The sequence below is a fragment of the Streptomyces sp. PA03-6a genome, assembly GCF_033792765.1.
GTDB lineage: Bacteria > Actinomycetota > Actinomycetes > Streptomycetales > Streptomycetaceae > Actinacidiphila.
On the sequence record NZ_JARAVK010000107.1, the window covers coordinates 14,056 to 30,817 of the forward strand.

17 protein-coding genes are annotated in these 16,762 nt (G+C 73.0%); 7 read left to right on the plus strand and 10 right to left on the minus strand.

The genetic code is table 11. From position 1 onward, the window contains the following. Nucleotides 1–69: 69 nt before the first annotated feature. The 3 genes from PV350_RS24525 (at nt 70) to PV350_RS24535 (ending at nt 2,751) form a co-directional block, all read left to right on the plus strand. Nucleotides 70–1,266: a globin domain-containing protein gene (locus PV350_RS24525; RefSeq protein WP_500336097.1), complete on the plus strand. Its 1,197-nt coding sequence runs from the start codon at nt 70–72 to the stop codon at nt 1,264–1,266. Between the two features lie 143 nt (nt 1,267–1,409). Beyond that, nucleotides 1,410–2,204: an oxidoreductase gene (locus tag PV350_RS24530; RefSeq protein ID WP_500336099.1), complete on the plus strand. Its 795-nt coding sequence runs from the start codon at nt 1,410–1,412 to the stop codon at nt 2,202–2,204. Nucleotides 2,205–2,325: 121 nt separating this feature from the next. Further along, a complete protein-coding gene (locus PV350_RS24535) occupies nt 2,326–2,751 on the plus strand; it encodes a nuclear transport factor 2 family protein (RefSeq protein ID WP_500336101.1) in 426 nt (141 codons plus the stop codon). Between the two features lie 69 nt (nt 2,752–2,820). On the opposite strand, the gene PV350_RS24540 is transcribed toward PV350_RS24535, so the two are convergent. The 9 genes from PV350_RS24540 to PV350_RS24580 all read right to left on the minus strand — a co-directional run bounded on the left by PV350_RS24540 (nt 2,821) and on the right by PV350_RS24580 (nt 10,929). Next, the gene (locus PV350_RS24540; protein WP_499515831.1) at nt 2,821–3,174 is read right to left on the minus strand and encodes a WhiB family transcriptional regulator; all 354 of its coding nucleotides are present in this window, start codon (nt 3,172–3,174) and stop codon (nt 2,821–2,823) included. A gap of 104 nt (nt 3,175–3,278) precedes the next feature. After that, nucleotides 3,279–4,154, minus strand: coding sequence for a LysR family transcriptional regulator (locus PV350_RS24545; RefSeq protein ID WP_500336103.1), 876 nt, complete (start codon nt 4,152–4,154; stop codon nt 3,279–3,281). A 77-nt stretch (nt 4,155–4,231) separates the two neighbouring features. Further along, nucleotides 4,232–5,098 (minus strand): NAD-dependent epimerase/dehydratase family protein, encoded by an 867-nt coding sequence (locus tag PV350_RS24550; RefSeq protein WP_499515829.1) that lies wholly within the window; start codon nt 5,096–5,098, stop codon nt 4,232–4,234. Between the two features lie 103 nt (nt 5,099–5,201). Beyond that, nucleotides 5,202–5,336, minus strand: coding sequence for a hypothetical protein (locus PV350_RS24555; protein WP_500336105.1), 135 nt, complete (start codon nt 5,334–5,336; stop codon nt 5,202–5,204). Between the two features lie 158 nt (nt 5,337–5,494). Then, a complete protein-coding gene (locus PV350_RS24560) occupies nt 5,495–6,307 on the minus strand; it encodes a Gfo/Idh/MocA family protein (RefSeq protein ID WP_500336111.1) in 813 nt (270 codons plus the stop codon). A 75-nt stretch (nt 6,308–6,382) separates the two neighbouring features. Further along, entirely contained in the window at nt 6,383–7,579 is a 1,197-nt protein-coding gene (locus tag PV350_RS24565) for an ROK family transcriptional regulator (RefSeq protein ID WP_499515828.1), read from the minus strand. Nucleotides 7,580–7,614: 35 nt separating this feature from the next. Further along, nucleotides 7,615–8,484, minus strand: a complete 870-nt coding sequence (locus PV350_RS24570; protein WP_499515827.1) for a carbohydrate ABC transporter permease — start codon at nt 8,482–8,484, stop codon at nt 7,615–7,617. Next, nucleotides 8,484–9,494, minus strand: a complete 1,011-nt coding sequence (locus PV350_RS24575; protein ID WP_499515826.1) for a carbohydrate ABC transporter permease — start codon at nt 9,492–9,494, stop codon at nt 8,484–8,486. The genes PV350_RS24570 and PV350_RS24575 overlap by 1 nt, the downstream gene beginning before the upstream one ends. Nucleotides 9,495–9,528: 34 nt before the next feature. Further along, nucleotides 9,529–10,929, minus strand: a complete 1,401-nt coding sequence (locus PV350_RS24580) for an ABC transporter substrate-binding protein (RefSeq protein WP_499515825.1) — start codon at nt 10,927–10,929, stop codon at nt 9,529–9,531. 152 nt (nt 10,930–11,081) lie between these two features. Here PV350_RS24580 and PV350_RS24585 point away from each other — a divergent pair, with 152 nt between their 5' ends. The 4 genes from PV350_RS24585 to PV350_RS24600 are packed head-to-tail and all read left to right on the plus strand — an operon-like array spanning nt 11,082 to nt 16,262. Next, nucleotides 11,082–12,128, plus strand: coding sequence for a zinc-dependent alcohol dehydrogenase (locus tag PV350_RS24585; RefSeq protein ID WP_499515824.1), 1,047 nt, complete (start codon nt 11,082–11,084; stop codon nt 12,126–12,128). Nucleotides 12,129–12,142: 14 nt separating this feature from the next. After that, nucleotides 12,143–12,943, plus strand: a complete 801-nt coding sequence (locus PV350_RS24590) for a sugar phosphate isomerase/epimerase family protein (protein ID WP_499515823.1) — start codon at nt 12,143–12,145, stop codon at nt 12,941–12,943. Continuing rightward, nucleotides 12,940–14,310: an MGH1-like glycoside hydrolase domain-containing protein gene (locus PV350_RS24595; RefSeq protein WP_499515822.1), complete on the plus strand. Its 1,371-nt coding sequence runs from the start codon at nt 12,940–12,942 to the stop codon at nt 14,308–14,310. The genes PV350_RS24590 and PV350_RS24595 overlap by 4 nt, the downstream gene beginning before the upstream one ends. After that, nucleotides 14,307–16,262 (plus strand): amylo-alpha-1,6-glucosidase, encoded by a 1,956-nt coding sequence (locus tag PV350_RS24600; RefSeq protein WP_499515821.1) that lies wholly within the window; start codon nt 14,307–14,309, stop codon nt 16,260–16,262. The genes PV350_RS24595 and PV350_RS24600 overlap by 4 nt, the downstream gene beginning before the upstream one ends. An 87-nt stretch (nt 16,263–16,349) precedes the next feature. Here PV350_RS24600 and PV350_RS24605 read toward each other — a convergent pair. After that, on the minus strand, nt 16,350–16,762 hold a 413-nt coding region (locus tag PV350_RS24605; RefSeq protein ID WP_500336108.1), incomplete at its 5' end, for an SDR family NAD(P)-dependent oxidoreductase.

A 16,762-nucleotide genomic window follows, 5' to 3' on the forward strand; every position in this document is an offset into this window, starting at 1 on the left:
CTGCGCGCAGCGCGACGCGACGCCGGTTCGCCGCGGCATGCCCGCACCACGTCCGAGTTGGGGAACCCCATGCTGTCCGAGCGGTCCCGCGACCTGATCGCCGAGAGCCTGCCGTCGGTGGGCCCGGTCATCACCGACATCACCCGGCACTTCTACCGGTCGCTCTTCGACGAGCACCCCGACCTCCTGCACCGCATGTTCAACCGCGGCAACCAGGCGAACGGGGAGCAGCAGAACGCCTTCGCCTCCGCCCTCGTCGGCTTCGCGTCGCTGCTGGCGCACCGGCCCTGCATCCGGCCCGAGGACGTCGTACGGAGGATCGCGCACAAGCACGCCTCGGTGGGGGTCACACCGGAGCAGTACGCGCTGGTGCACCACCACCTGATGCGGGCCTTCTCCGACGTGCTCGGCGGCGCGCTCTCCCCCGAGGCCGCGACGGCCTGGGAGGAGGCGTACCGGCTGATGGCGAACGGCCTCGCGGGCGAGGAGCGGGAGCTCTACGCGTCGGTGGGCGCCGAACCGGGCGAGGCGTGGCGGTACTGGCAGGTCGTCAAGCGGGCCGAGGAGGCCTTGGACGTCGTCTCCCTGCACCTGCAGCCGGTGGACGGCGCCCCCGCCGAGCCGTTCCTGGCCGGGCAGTACGTCACCGTGGCCGCGGCACTGCCGGACGGGGCCTTCCAGCTGCGCCAGTTCAGCCTGTCGTCGGCGCCGCAGGACCCTCTGTGGCGGATCACGGTGCGCAGGCACCGCAGCGACGGGGCGCGCCCGGCCGGAGAGGTGTCGACCTTCCTGCACGAGCACCTGGGGCTCGGCGCCACCGTCCAGGTGTCGCCGCCGTACGGCGAGGTGGTCCTGGACGCGTCCGACGCACCGCTCCTCCTCGCCTCCTCCGGCATCGGCGTCACGCCGCTGGTCAGCATGCTGCGGCAGCTGAGCGCCACCGGATCGCGCAGGCCGGTCACCGTGCTCCACCACGACCGCACACCGTGGACGCACCCACTGCGCTTCGAGGTGGTGGAGTGCGTGCGGCGGCTCGGCGGCCGTCTGCACGTCTGGTACGAGGACCCGGCGGGGGCACCGCCCCACGCCCGCCAGGGGGCGCCCGACCTGTCGCAGGTGGAGGTGGCGCCCGGAACGCGCGCCTACCTGTGCGGACCGACGTCCTTCACCAGGGCACTGCGGCCCAGGCTGGTGCACGCCGGGGTGGCCCCCGCGGCGATCCGCTACGAGGTGTTCGGTCCGGACCTGTGGCACGCCCCGAGCTGACGCCCCCGTGGGGCGCGTCACGCCGGGCCGGAATTACTTGATCGGACGATCCAGATTGGTTTAGCCTTCAACCATCAGCCCGGAACGCACCACCACCACGACCGGGCCCGAGATCTGTATCAATCAATCAAGAAAGGCCCGTCATGGACCTGCACCTCAAGGACAAGACCGTCGTCGTCACCGGAGCCAGCCGGGGCATCGGGCTCGCCACCGTCCGCGCCTTCGCGGAGGAGGGCGCGCGCGTGGTCGCCGGCGCCCGCACCCCGGGGGCGGGCCTGGCGGAACTCGCCGGGTCGTACGACGTCGTGCCGGTGGCCGGGGACCTCGCGACCCAGGAAGGCGTCCAGCGACTGGTCGCGACCGCGGTGGAGCGGTTCGGCGGGATCGACGTCCTGGTGAACAACGTCGGCGCCGTCCAGCCCCGGCTCGGCGGCTTCCTGTCGGTCACCGACGAGGACTGGCTGGCGACCCTGAACCTCAACCTCATGAGCGCGGTGCGGGCCTGCCGCGCCGCACTGCCCGCACTGCTGGAATCCCGCGGGGCCGTCGTCACGGTCAGCTCGGTGAACGCCTTCCTGCCCGACCCCGGCGTGATCGACTACACCGCGTCCAAGGCGGCCCTGACCAACTTCTCCAAGGCGCTGTCCAAGGAGGTCGGCCCGCTCGGGGTCCGGGTCAACTCGATCGCCCCGGGGCCGGTGTCCACCGACATCTGGACCGGCGAGAACGGCATGGCCGACCAGGTGGCCCAGGCCATGGGCAAGGACCTCGACAGCGCGGTCGCGGAGCTCCTCGCGGGCCTCGGCGGTCTCGCCACGGGGCGCCTCACCACGCCGGAGGAGGTGGCGGACCTCGTCCTCATGCTCGCCAGCGACCGCACCGGGAACGTCACCGGAGCGGACTTCACCATCGACGGCGGCCTGATCAAGACCCTTTGAGACCCGCGCCGTTGGACAGTACGCGGACAGCCCGGCGAGCGGGTCCACGACTCCCCTATGCTCGCCTACGATCCGACAACCTTCCCAACAGTTGATCCTTGAATCACCTCAGGAGATCGCCATGCCCGAGACACCCGGATCCGGGACCTCGGCCCCACGCGAGGTCGCCGAGGCGATGTACGACGCGATGCTGCGCTCCGACCGCGACACGCTGACGGCCATCGCCTCCCCCGAGATCCGGATCCGGGTGACCGAGGCCCTTCCCTACGGCGGCACGTATTCCGGACCGGCCGGTTTCGCCGCGTTCTTCAGGAAGACCTTCGACCTGATCGAGAGCCGCATCGAGATCGAGCGGCTCTTCGAGGCCGGCGGCCAGGTCGTCGCCGTGGGGCGGACCCAGGGCACCGGACGCGACACCGGCCCGGCCTTCGACTCCGCGGTCGTGCACGTCTTCACCGTCGAGGAGGGCAGGATCGTCGGGTTCGACGCCTACATCGAGGACCGGCCCGTCGCCGCGGCGATCAAGGGCGACGGGGCTCCGGCCTGAAGGGCGGCCCAGCGGTCGCCGCAAGGCCGACGGGCCGGGCCCGACGGGCCCGGCCCCCTGCTCCGGTGTTCAGGCCGAGGCCTGCCGCGGACCCCGCTCGTAGGCCTGGCGAGCCGTCCGCAGCAGGGTGCGCCAGGAGGTCACGGTGGGGCGGCGGCGCAGCAGGGCGCGGCGCTCACGCTCCGTCATACCGCCCCAGATCCCGAACTCGGTACGGTTGTCGAGGGCGTCTGCCAGGCATTCGGTGCGCACGGGGCATCCGCCGCACACGGCCTTGACGCGCTTTTGGGCGGCGCCCTGGACGAACAGCACGTCCGGGTCCTCCATCCGGCACATGGCCTGCGCTCCCCAGTTCTCCACCCAGACGTCGGACTCGCCCGCGATGCCCGTCGGCCCCGGCGCCCCCACCACGTCAAGCTTCATCGGCGTCTCTCTCCCGCTCCGCCGCCCCGTCGCGCCTTCGCGCGGGGCTTCTCCTCTCGTCCCCGTGCCCTCAGTACGGAGCGGGTGCGGAAACCGTTCAGCGGTCAGGCGGACGAGTCGGCGCGGGCGACGGCGATGTCGGCGAACTCCTCGATGAGCGGGTCGTGCCGGGTGCCGTCCCAGGCCAGGAACACGCGGTTGGGACCGATGTCCTCGATCGCGACGTGGGCGATGTCGGCGCGGGTGTAGTACGTCGCGGTGGAGAGCGGCAGCACGACGACGCCGCGGCCCGCCGCCACGCTCTCCAGTTTCTCCTCCACGGAACGGAAGCCCGGGACGGCCGGCCGCGGCTGCGGGTCGGCGAGCTCGCGCGCGATGTCCCGCCATTCGGGGACGGCGGCAGGGTCCTGGAGGAGGTGCTCGCCGGCGAGGTCCGCGATGCGCAGGGCGGGTTTGCCCGCGTAGGGGTGGTCCGCGGGCAGGACGGCGACGCGGGGTTCGGCGAGGAGGCTGCGGGTCGCCAGGCCGCGGGTGTCGACGGGCATCCTGACGTAGCCGATGTCGACGCGGCCGTCGAGGATCACCTCCGTCTGGTCGTCCCAGCTCGTCCTGACGACGTCGACCGACAGGTCCGGGTGCCGGCGGGAGAGTTCCCGCACGGCACTCGTGACGATCAGTCCGGGCATGAAGCCCACGGTGAAGGAGGCGAGGCCGCGGTCCGCCCGGACGGCGCGCCGGCGGGTGGCGTCGGCGGCCGCCAGGAGCGGTCCGGCGTCGGCGAGGAGTTGCGTGCCGGCCGGGGTGAGCTCGGTGCTGCGGCGGTCGCGGGAGAACAACCGCACCTTGAGTTCGTCCTCCAGCGCCCTGATCTGCCGCGACAGCACGGGCTGCGCGATGTGCAGGCGCTGCGCCGCCCTCCCGAAGTGCAACTCCTCGGCCACCGCGACGAAGTAGCGCAGCTTGCGCAGATCCAGATCCACGGGCCCCTCCTCGCCTGCTCACCGGGACGGACACATCCGAGCGTATCCGCCCGGCCCGCACTCCTCAGCGGGGAGGCTCAGGGGCGGGCGAGGTCGGCCGCGAGGTCGAGCCGGGAGGGACGCCAGCCCAGCTCCCGGCGGGCCCGGGCGCCGGTGAGCCGCTGGTCGAGGGCGAAGGCCTCCGCGATGGGGCCCATCCGCTCCTCGGCCTCCGCCTCGGTCAGGTGCCGGACCGACCCGGGGTGGCCGATCGCCCGGCTCACCGCGTGGGCGATCTCCGCCTGGGTCGGGTGGAGGTCGCTGACCCCGGCGTACACCGAGCCGGGCGCGGCGTTCAGCGCCAGCGCGTAGAGCTCGGCGACGTCGTCGACGTGCACGGTCGACCAGTGGTTGGTGCCGTCGCCCACGCAGGGCACGGAGCCGGTATCCCGGCCCGGGGCCGCGTAGAAGGCCTCGACCAGTCCGCCGTTGCGGCCGTGGACCAGGCCGGGCATGACCACGACCGGCCGTTCGCCGGTCGCGGCCCGGGCCAGGACGCGCTTCTCGTTCTCCAGCCGCCAGGCGGTCAGGCGCGGCGGGGACAGCGGGGCGTCCTCGTCGGCCACGCCGTCGGTGTCGCCGTAGACCCACGCCCCGCCGGTGTGCACGTACGGCCGCGGCCCGGCGCCGGCCTGCAGTGCCTCGGCTGCCGCCCGGTCGACCTCGGCGGTGCCGGGACCGTAGTGCTGGCCCAGGTGGATGACCCCGTCGGCGGCCCGCGCGGCGGCGCGCAGCACGTCCGTATCGGTCAGCTCCCCCCGCACGGGGGCGGCCCCGAGGTCGCCGACGACCCGGGCCGAGTCCTCGCTGCGCGCCAGGGCGACGACCTGGATCCCCCGGCGCACCAGGGCCTCGATGGTGGCCCGTCCGATGTAACCGGAGCCTCCGGTGAGGAACACCTTCATGACGCTCGCCTCTCTCGTGGTGTCCTGTGACACCTCCGAGTCTTCTGGCGGGGCGGGCACCGCGTCCAAGACCTGTTCCCCGCCCTGTGATACCCGCCGGGTATCAGCGCAAGGCGGCGTCGATGAGCTCCTGCAGCCGCAGTCCCCGTCGCGCGTCCAGCTCACCCGCGCGGCCGGAGCGCACCGCGGCCGCGAACTCGGCACGCAGCACGGGCCAGCCCTCCTCGTGGTCGATCACGGAGGTGTCGTAGACGAGCTCACCGCCGGGACCGAGGAGTTCGATCCGGGTCCGCGGCTTCGGCAGCCGGACGCTGCCCGAGAGGGAGACCTGGCTGACCGCCCGCGGCGGGCACCGCGTCCAAGACCTGTTCCCCGCCCTGTGATACCCGCCGGGTATCAGCGCAAGGCGGCGTCGATGAGCTCCTGCAGCCGCAGTCCCCGTCGCGCGTCCAGCTCACCCGCGCGGCCGGAGCGCACCGCGGCCGCGAACTCGGCACGCAGCACGGGCCAGCCCTCCTCGTGGTCGATCACGGAGGTGTCGTAGACGAGCTCACCGCCGGGACCGAGGAGTTCGATCCGCGTCCGCGGCTTCGGCAGCCGGACGCTGCCCGAGAGGGAAGCCTGGCTGACCGCACCGTTCTCGTGCTCGCAGGTGACCTCGACCCATCGGCGGGGGTCGCCGGTGGCGCGGATCGAGGTGATGGGGCCGACGGCCGCGTCGAGGAGGTCGATCAGGTGCGGACCGAGGTCGAGCAGGGCGCCCTGTTCCAGGCGCCAGCCGGTGGCGAACTCCCCGCCGAGGAAGGCCCCGTGCAGGTAGCAGGACCGGGCGCCGGTGACCTCGGCATCCCGTGCGCGGCGCAGGAAGGCGCGGGTCTCGGCCTGGTAGCGCTTGGTCAGCACCATCTGGGAGACGACACCGGCCTCGGCGACGGCTTCGGCGACCGCGCGTGCCGAGGCCAGGTCGGGGCCGAGCGGCTTCTCCAGCAGCAGGGCCTTGCCGGCCTTGGCGGCCCGTACGGCCAGTTCGGCCTGGACGGCGGGCGGCACGGCGAAGGCCACGGCCTCGCAGCGGTCGAAGAGTTCCTCGGGGCTGCCGGCGGTCGCCGCCCCGTAGGTGGCGGCGATCTCGCGGGCGGCCTCGGTCCGGCGGGCCCAGACGGCGGTGAGCCGGGTCTCGGGTCCGGCGGCCAGGATCCGCGCGTGCATGGCGCGGGCCCAGGGGCCGGCGCCGATCAGCCCGACCTCGACGGGGACAGGGGTGTTCACGGTGGTGCTCCAGGGTCAGTTGGGGGCCGCGGCGGTCAGGCGTTCGTTGGCCTGGTCCGGGGCGTAGAGGTGCTCGACCACCATGGCGGTGGCGCCGGCGAGGGCGGCGCGGTCACCGAGCCGGGAGGTCACGACCTGCAGGTTGCGGGTGGCCCGGGGCAGCGCGCGCTGGTAGAGCAGTTCGCGCACCCCGGTGACGAAGTGGGTCTCGGCGAGGTCTCCGGCGATCATCAGGACCCCGGGGTTGAGCAGGGTGACGACCGTGACCAGCACCTCGCCGCAGCGCCGGCCGGCCTCGCGGGCGAGGCGCACCGCGTCGGGGTGGCCGGCGTCGAGGTGCTCGCGTACCTGCGCGGCGGAGCCGGCCGGCACGCCGAGGGCGCTGAGCTGCCCGGCCAGCGCGCGGCCGCTGGCGACGGCGGCGAGGCAGCCGTGGGAACCGCACATGCACAGGGCGTCGGACGCGTCGTGCAGGCGGATGTGCCCGAGGTCGCCCGCGCCGCCGTCGATCCCGCGGAAGGCGCTGCCGTCGATGACGACGCCCGCGCCGATGCCGGTGGACACCTTGACCAGGACGAAGGCCGAGCACTCGCGCCAGGAGTCGCGCTGCTCGCCCAGGGCCATCAGGTTGGCGTCGTTGTCGACGAGGACCGGTACCGAGGCGGGCAGGCCGGCGTGGCGGGCGAGCGCCTCCTGCATCCGGGCCGGGACGGGGTAGCCGTCCCAGCCGGGCATGATCGGCGGCCGGACCACCACGCCGGTGGTCCAGTCGACGGGGCCGGGCACCGACAGGCCGACGCCGCACACCGTGGCCGCCGGGACGCCGGCGGCCACGAGGAGCTTGGCGAACCAGCGGCCGAGTTCGTCCAGCACCCGCTCCGGGCCCTGGTCGAGCAGCAACTCCCCCGTGTGCTCGGCAAGTACCCGCCCGGACAGGTCCAGCACCGCGGCGCGGGCACTGGTGGTGTCCAGGTCGGCGGCGAGCACGGCGGCGTGCCCGGAGTCGAACTGCAGGTGGGTGGAGGGCCGTCCGCCGGTGGACTGCCCGCCGGGTACGGTGCGCAGCCAGCCCGCGGCGAAGAGCTGGTCCAGCCGCTGGCCGACGGTGGAGCGGGACAGGCCCGTCACGCGCTGGAGTTCCCCACGGGTGGTCGCCTGTCCGGTCCTGATCAGTTCCAGCAGGTGTCCGGCGGTGCTCCAGGGCGTAGCCATCCGTCCTCGCTCCCCCTCGTGTCGGGCCATGGTGCTCAGCTCTTGTCCGCGCCGCTGGTCAGGCCCTCGGTGAGGAGCCGTTCGGCCGCGTAGAAAAGGAGTACCACGGGAATCGTCAGCACGACGGAGCCTGCCATGAGGACGGTCTTCGGCACCTCGATGCCGTTGGCGAGTTGCTGCAGTCCCAGGGAGACGGTCCACTTGCCGGGTTCGGCGGCGAGGAACAGCAGCGCGAAGAGGAACTCGTTCCAGGCGATCATGAAGACGTACAGCCCGGTGGCCATCAACGACGGGGCGGCCAGCGGCAGGACGACCTTGCGCACGGTCTGCAGCCGCGAGGCGCCGTCGAGGGCGGCGGCCTCCTCGATGCTCTCCGGGATGGTGATGAAGTAGTTCTTCAGCATGTAGATGGAGACCGGCACGGTCTGCGCGATGTAGACGATCGCGAGGCCGAACAGGCTGCCCTGCAGGCCGATCCGGGCGAAGATCACGAACAGCGGTACCGCGAGCAGCGTCGCCGGGAAGAGGTAGACGGCCAGGAACAGCGCGCTCACCTGCCGGCCGCCGAAGAACTTCAGCCGGGTGATGGCGTAGGCGCCCGGGACCGACACCAGCAGGGTCAGCAGCATGGTGCCGAGCGCCACCAGGGCGGAGTTGCCGAGCATCCGCAGGAAGCCCTGGCCGCCGTCGTCGACCGACTTGAGGACGGTGCGGTAGGTGTCGAGCGTGACCTCGGAGGTGCCGACCCAGAGCTTGCCGGGGTCGAGCAGCAGCTGGTCGATCGGCTTCACCGAGAGCAGCAGCATGTAGTAGAAGGGGAAGATCGTGATGACCGCGAGTCCGGCGATCACCACCCAGCGCAGGACGGCGAAGGTGCGGTCCTCGATCTGTGCGCGACTGGCCATCACGCCTCCTCCTGAACCTTCTTGGCGAAGAACTTGAAGTAGATGCCGAGCAGCACGGCGAGGATCGCGGCGAGGACGAGGGCCTGGGCCGCGGCGGCGCCCACGTCGTAGCGGGCGGTGAGGAAGTCGTAGACGCGCACGGCGACCACGTCGGTGCCCGAGCCGCCGCCCGTGAGCAGGTAGATGTCGTCGAACTTGTTGAAGGTGAGGATGAAGCGCAGCACCGACAGCAGGGCGATGACCGGCATCAGCTGGGGCAGGAGGATGTGGCGGAACCGCTGCGTGATGGTGGCTCCGTCGACGACGGCGGCCTCCTCCAGCCCCTCCGGGACCGCCTGCAGACGGGCCATCAGGAACAGGAACGCGAAGGGGAAGTAGCGCCAGGTCTCGAAGGCGATCACGGTGAGCAGGGCCAGCGGCACGTGGACGTGCCACCCGAGGAGCGAGATCTCCTGGGACCTGGTGGACAGGAAGGCGACCGGCTCGTCCCAGCCGAACAGCTTGGTGCCGACCTCGTTCACGATGCCGAACTGCGGGCTGAGGGCAATCTCCCAGACGAAGGTCACGGCGACCACGGGCGCCACGTACGGCAGCAGCATGGTGCCGCGGAGCAGGGCCCGGCCGCGGAAGGGGCGGCGCAGCGCGAGCGCCGCGACCAGGCCGAGGACGATGGAGCCGGCGGTGGCGCCGACCGTGTAGACCAGGGTGGTCCACAGGGAGGTCCAGAAGCCGGGCGAGGTGAAGACCTCGCTGAAGTTGCCCCAGGTCCAGTTGGACAGGAAGCCCATGCTCTGGATGTCGACCAGCCGGGCGTGCTGGAAGGCCAGCAGGACGGTCCAGGCGATCGGCAGGACCACGACGACCAGGACGACCAGGAGGGTGGGCGAGACGAAGGCGAGTCCCGCCCGGTTCTCCCGCTGGGCCAGGGTCAGGGGCCGCCGCCGGGGCCCGGCCTGCGCGTTGTCCGCGGCCGGCTTTCCCCGCTGCTGTGTGCTCTGTGCGGTGCTCATCACTGCTTCCTTGAAGGACGAGGCCGGGTGCGGCTCACTGGAGGGACTTCTGCAGGGCCGCGACTTCCGCGTCGGCCTCCTCGGCGGCCTCCTGCGGGGAGGTCTGGCCCGTGGTCATGTCGCCCACCGCCTTGGGGATGGGCAGTTCGCCGATGGTGGCGCCGACCAGCGCCCCCTGGCCCTGGGTGATGCCCCAGCGCTTCATGTTGCCGACGCCGGCGGCGAGTTCGTCGAGCAGCTGCGGCGAGAAGACCTCTTCCATGGACTTCTTGGTGTCCACGCCGATGTCGCTGGCGCGCCAGGCCTTGAGGTACTTCTGCGGGTCGTCGGCGGTGCCCGCCCGGACCGGGATCTTGCCCTCGGGGGCCATGCCGAACCAGCCCTGGTAGCCGTCGCCCATCATGAACTCGATGAACTTCTCCGAGGCGGCGGTCTCGGCGGTCTTGGTCACGACCCACGAGGAGACCTCGCCGAACTGGGCGGGCCTGGTGGAGTCGGGTCCGCTCAGCGCGGTGACGATCCCGCTGTTGTCGGAGAGGTACTGCGGGTCCTTCTTGCACTGGGCGCAGCTGGGCAGGGCGTCGCCCCGCAGTCCGGCCAGCTCGTCGAGGAGGAAGGTGGACCAGACGATCATGGAGGAGCGGCCGGCGAAGTAGGTGGCCCGGGTGGTGTCCACGGTCTGGGTGCCCGGGGCGCCGTAGTCGCCGGCGAGCTTGTTGTAGGCGTCGAAGGCGCGGTCGCACTGGGGGCTGTCGAGGGTGACGTCGCCCTTGGTGTCGGCGAGTTCGCAGCCGTTGGCGAGGGCGAGGTCCTCGAAGCTCTGCTGGGTGAAGACGTCACCGGGGTCGGTGGACAGGGAGATGCCGCTCGTGCCGCCGCTGTGGAGCTCGCGCGCGGCCTTGAGCATCGCGTCGTAGCTGTCGGGGGCGGCGAGCCCGGCCTTGGCGAAGAGGTCCTTGCGGTAGACGAGGATCTGCATCCAGGCGTCGCTGGGCACGCCGAGGCGGGTGGCCCCGTCACCGGTCAGCTTCAGGGCGTTGCTGTTGAACGTGCCCGGCCCCAGGTCGTCGACAATCTTCTTCGTGGCGCCGGTGTTCAGCAGGCCGTTGCTGTACATCTGCCAGACCGGCGCGAGGGGTATGCCGCCGATGACGTCGGGGAGGGTGCCCGCGGCGGCCGCCGACATGATCAGCTGCGGCAGCTGGCCCTCGTCGACCCCGACCAGGTTCACCTTCACACCGCTGCTCCTCTCGAAGGCGGCGACGGTCTTCTTCGTCGCCTCCACGCGGTCGGTGAGGTTCTCCAGGCTCCAGACGGTGATCTTGCCGTCGGGTTTACCGGGGTCCTGTGCCGCGCACCCGGACATCAGCCCGACCCCCAGTGCGGCGGCCAAGCCGCTCGCCAGCGCCCTCGACCGTCGGGACCACATGCGCATCAACCGTCCTCACGTCAGCCTCGCGTTACGTACGCGTTGCATCAGAGCACCACTTTTGCTTGTTGACAAGACTTAAGTCTCGGATATCTTCGACGTAAGTCAGCCTCCGATGGCTGAACGGACCGCATAACCGATCTTTCCGGAGTCCCCCTGTGGAACGCGTCGTCCAGTTCACCGGCCCCCGTCAGGTGGAGGTCGCCCCGAGCGAGTCAGCTCCCCTGCCCCCTGGCCATCTGCGCGTACGAACCCGCTACTCCGGCATCTCGGCGGGCACCGAGCTCACCGCGTACCGCGGCACCAACCCGTACCTGACCCGCACCTGGGACCCGGAGGCGCGCCTGTTCCGCGAGGGCGCGGCGGGCATCGAGTACCCCGTCGCGGGCTGGGGGTACTCCGAGGTCGGCGAGGTGACGGAAGTCTCACCCGAGCTCACGGACGTCCCCGGCATGCCCGCCGTGGGCGACCTCGTCTGGGGCATCTGGGGCCACCGCAGCGAGGGCGTCGTGCCCGCCGAGCGCATGGCCGGGCACGTGCTCCCGGCCGGCCTGGAGCCGCTGGCCGGTGCCTTCGCCCGCGTCGGGGCGATCGCCTACAACGCCGTCCTCGGCGCCGACGTCCACCTCGGTGAGGACGTCGCCGTCTTCGGCCAGGGCGTCATCGGGCTGCTCACCACCCGGCTCGCCCAGCTGAACGGCGCCCGCGTCACCGCGGTCGACGCGCTCGACGTCCGCCTCGCCAAGGCCGCGGAGTACGGCGCGACGACCACCCTCAACGCCCGCACGGACGCGGTCGCCGAGCGGATCCGCGCCGCCACCGACGGCCGCGGCGCCGACGTCGCCATCGAGATCAGCGGCGCCTACCCGGCGCTGCACGACGCCCTGCGCTCGGTCGCGGTCGGCGGGCGCGTCGTCGCCTCCGGCTTCTACCAGGGCGACGGCGTGGGCCTGCGGCTCGGCGACGAGTTCCACCACAACCGCGTGCAGCTGATCTGCTCCCAGATCGGCGGGGTCCCGCCGCAGCTCAGCGGGCGCTGGAGCGTCGAACGCCTCCAGCAGACCTTCCTGCGGCTGGTCGCCGAGGGGCGCGTCGACGTGGAGTCCCTCGTCAGCCATGTCGTCCCGGTCGCCGACGCGGCCGAAGCCTACGTCCTGCTGGATGAGCGTCCCGCCGACGCGCTCCAGGTCGTCCTGGAGTTCTGAGAGGCCCCTCGATCATGTTCAAGACCGCTTGCCAGGAACAGCTGCTGCCCGGTGACACCCTCCAGCAGAAGTGGGAGTTCGCCCAGGAAGCCGGCTACGACGCCATCGAACTGCGCGGCAAGGGCGACCTCCACTTCCGCGACCGGCTCCCCGAACTGCGCAGGGCCCAGGCCGACGGGGTCGTCATGCCGACCGTCTGCGTCGACATGCTGCACTTCTTCGGCGCCTTCGACCCCGACCTGCGCCGTGACGCCGTCGCCCAGATGAAGTCGCAGCTCAGCGTCATCGCCGAACTCGGCGGCCGCGGGGCCCAGACCCCTGCCTCGTACGGCATGTTCTCCCGCAGGCTGCCGCCCTTCGAGCCGCCGCGCAGCGAGGAGGAGGACCGCGAGGTGCTCCTTGAGGGACTGACGGAACTGGGTGAGCACGCCCGCGCCGAGGGTGTCACGCTCTTCCTGGAGCCCCTCAACCGCTACGAGGACCACATGGTCAACCGGCTGGAGCAGGCCGCCGACCTGATCCGCACCGTGGGTCTGGACTCGGTGCGCATCGGGATCGACAGCTACCACATGAACATCGAGGAGACCGATCCTGCTGCGGCCATCCTGGCCGTGGCACCGCTGATCGGCCACGCCCAGGTCAGCGACTCCAATCGCTTCCAGCCCGGCGCCGGCCACCTGGACTGGCCGGCCTGGCTCGGGGCGCTGGACGCCGCCGGGTACGACGGCTACCTGGCCGCGGAGTGCCGTCTGACCGGTGACCCCGTCGACGCCGTGCGCTCCGTCCCCGCGTTCCTGCACCGGGCCGCCGGATGACGGCCGTCCTGGAACCGGCCCTGCGCTCCCCTGACCGCGAAGGGGACCGGGACTCCGCGCTGCGCCGGGCCGCCGCCCGCGTCCTGCTGTCCAACTGGACGGGCGCGGCGACCGTCCCCTCGCGCACCCTCTACCCGCACCAGTGGAGCTGGGACTCCGCCTTCATCGCCATCGGGCTGGCCCGGCTCGCCCCGCGCAGGGCCCAGCGCGAACTGGAGACCCTGCTGGGGGCGCAATGGCGCGACGGCCGTGTCCCGCACATCGTCTTCAACCCCTCGGTGCCCCTGGACGCGTACTTCCCGAGCCCCGACTTCTGGCGCAGCTCGCGCGCGGGAGCGGCTTCAGGCGCGCCGGCGGACATCGAGACCTCCGGCATCGTCCAGCCGCCGGTGCACGCCCTCGCCGCCTGGCAGGTCCACCTCGCGGACCCGGCCGAGTCCCGGCGCCGCGGTTTCCTGCGCCGGATGTACCCCCGGCTCGCCGCCTGGCACCGCTACCTCGCCGCCTCGCGCGACCTGGGCGGCGGCGGGCTGGCGGCCGTGGTGCACCCCTGGGAGCCCGGCCTGGACAACAGCCCGGTCTGGGACGCGGCGCTCGCCCGGGTCGAACCGGCCCCGCCGGAGTCCTTTCGCAGGGCGGACCTCGACCACAGCGCGCCCGCCGACCGCCCCACCGACCTCGACTACGGCCGCTACGTCCGGCTCGCCGCCGACTACCGCGACCACGGCTACGACGACGCGCGCACCCCGCACGCCTTCGCCCTCGAGGACCCCTGCTTCAACGCCCTGTTCATCGCCTCCGAGCACGCCCTCGCCGAGATCGCCGCGGCCGCCGGCGCGGACCCCGCACCGCACCGCCGGAAGGCGGCCGAGGCCACGGCCGCGCTGGTCGAGCGGCTGTGGGACCCCACCGCGGGCATCTTCCTCGCCCGTGACCTGACGACCGGCGGGGCCGTCGGCGGCCACAGCGTCGCGGGACTCGTACCGCTGGTCGTGCCGGGCCTCCCGGACAGCGTCGTACGGTCGCTGATCGCGACGGCCCACGGCGAGCGCTTCCGGCTCGGCGGGGTGCACCTGGTGCCGAGCTACGACCTCACCGCCCCCGAGTACGACGGCAACCGCTACTGGCGGGGCCCCAGTTGGTTCAACACCGCCTGGCTGGTCCACCGAGGCCTGCGGCAGCACGGCGCGACCGAGGCGGCCGGCGCCCTGCGCGACCAGGCGCTCGACGACGCCTACCGCACCGGCTTCGCCGAGTACGTCGAACCGCACGGCGGCCAGGGCCGCGGCATCCGCCGCTTCAGCTGGACCGCGGCGCTGGCCCTGGACCTGCTGCACCGGACACCCCAAGGAGAGCCCGCCCGATGACCGTCGAACGTCTGCTGGTCCACCGCGGCACCTTCGCCTCCACCAGCCGCTCCGGAGACATCACCGGACGCCGTGGCGACACCCCGGACGGCCTCTTCCTCCGCGACGCCCGGCACCTGAGCCGCTGGCGACTCACCGCGGACGGCGTCACGCCGTCCCTGCTGACCTCCTCCGACGACGGCTTCGTGCTCACCCCTGAGGGCGGCCGGGACGAACCGCCCGCGTACGCGCTCTTCCGCCGCCAGGCCGTCGTGGCGGGTGCGCTCACCGAGCGCGTCCGCGTGGTCAGCAACCGCGCGGAGCCGGCGACGGTGGAGATCGCGCTGGAGGTGGACGCCGACTTCGCGGACCAGTTCGAGCTGCGGGGCGACCACCGGCACTACGACAAGGCCGACGGGCGGCGCACCGCCGAGGACCGGCCGGACGGCGTCACCTTCCGTTACCGGCGCGGCGAGGACTGGGACGCGCGTACCACCGTCACTGCCTCCCCCGCCCCCGCGGAAGTCCGCCCGCTGGCGCCGGAGGGCACCGCGCGCCTGCTCACCTGGCGGCTGTCCCTGCCCGGACACGGTGCGGCCGAGCTCGCCCTGAGCGTCCGGGCGGTGCCCCACGGCGCCGCGGAACCGGACGCTCCCCCGGACCCGATGGCGGTCCGCAACCGGCATGCCGCCGAGGAGGACGGCTTCGTCCAGGCGCGGCCGCGGCCGCGTTCGCTCACCAACTGGGACGAGCTCGCCCGGGCCTGCGCGGCGGGCCTGGCCGACCTGGCCCGGCTCCGCGTACCGGCGACGGGCCCGGCCGGCGAGCCGCTGCTGGTGCCCGCGGCCGGCATCCCCTGGTTCCTCACCCTCTTCGGCCGCGATTCGCTGCTGACCTCGCTGTTCGCGCTGCCGTACCGGCCGGAGCTGGCCGCCGACACCCTGCTCGCGCTGGCGGCCACTCAGGGCACCCGGTACGACGCGGCCCGCCTCGAGCAGCCGGGCAGGATCGTGCACGAGGTCCGGCACGGTGAACTCGCCCACTTCCGGCAGGTGCCGTACGGCCGCTACTACGGCAGTGCCGACGCCACCCCGCTCTTCCTGGTGCTGCTGGAGGCCCACAGCGCGGCGACCGGCGATCCACGGCTCGCGCGGCGCCTGGAGCCGCACGCCCGTGCCGCGGTGGAGTGGATGTTCCGCGACGGCGGGCTGGGCGGGAGCGGCTACCTCCGCTACACCTCCGACGCCGCGCGCGGCGGGCTGGCGCACCAGAACTGGAAGGACTCCGAAGGGGCCATCTGCTTCGCCGACGGCCGCCGGCCCGAGGGCGCGCTCGCCGTCGCCGAGGTCCAGGGCTACGCCTACGACGCCCTGGTCCGCACCGCGCGCTTGGCCCGGACCGTGTGGGGCGACGCCGAGGAGGCGGCCCGGCTCGAGAAGGCCGCGGCGGACCTGCGGGAACGGTTCCGCCGGGACTTCTGGATGAGCGGCCCGGACTTCCCCGCCCTCGCCCTGGACGGCGAGGACCGGCAGGTCGACGCCCTCGCCTCGGACGCCGGGCACCTGCTGTGGTCCGGCATCCTCGACCCGGCCGACGCGCGGACGGTGGGACGGCGCCTGCTGCAGCCCGACTTCTTCTCCGGCTGGGGGGTGCGCACCCTGGCGTCGGGCCAGGCCCCCTACCACCCGCTGTCGTACCACCGCGGCAGCATCTGGCCGCACGACAACGCGGTCGTCGTGCTGGGTCTGGCGCGCAGCGGTCTGGCGGAGGAGGCCTCGCAGATCGCCCACGGGCTGGTCCAGGCGGCCGCCGCGCACGACTGGCGGCTGCCGGAGGTGATGGCCGGGTACGGGCGGGACGAGCACCCGGTCCCCGTGCCGTATCCGCACTCCTGCTCGCCGCAGGCCTGGGCCGCGGCCACGCCCCTGGCCCTGCTCACCGCGCTCAACGGCGGCCCCGAGGCGCTGCGCTGAGACCGGCCGGCACAGCCCGGGCCCCGGGTCCCCCGCCGTGGCGGCGGGGGACCCGGGGCCCTCACGGTGCCGCGGAGCCGGCCCGGGTCACGAGGTGAAGTCGGTGGACAGGGCGAGGTCCCGCCACGTCCCGATCTCACGGGCCACTCCGGCGAGCTTGTCCTCCACGTCGGCGAGGCTGGCCTTGCCCAGCGGGATCCGGGCCGGCATCTCCTCCGCCCGGGCGACGGTGAGGATGGCAGCCGCCGCCTTCACCGGGTCGCCGTCCTGGGCGTGGTTGCTGTCGTCGGCCCAGGCGCGCATGCCTCCCGCGCTCGCCTGGTAGTCCTCGATGACCCGCTCGGTGCGGTGCAGCGAGGAGGAGTCCAGGAAGTCCGTGCGGAACGGGCCGGGCTCGATGGCGGTCGCCTGGATGCCGAGCGGCGCGAGCTCCAGCCGCAGGGCCTCGGTCACGGCCTCGACGGAGAACTTGGTCGCGCAGTACAGGCCCCAGCCCGCCC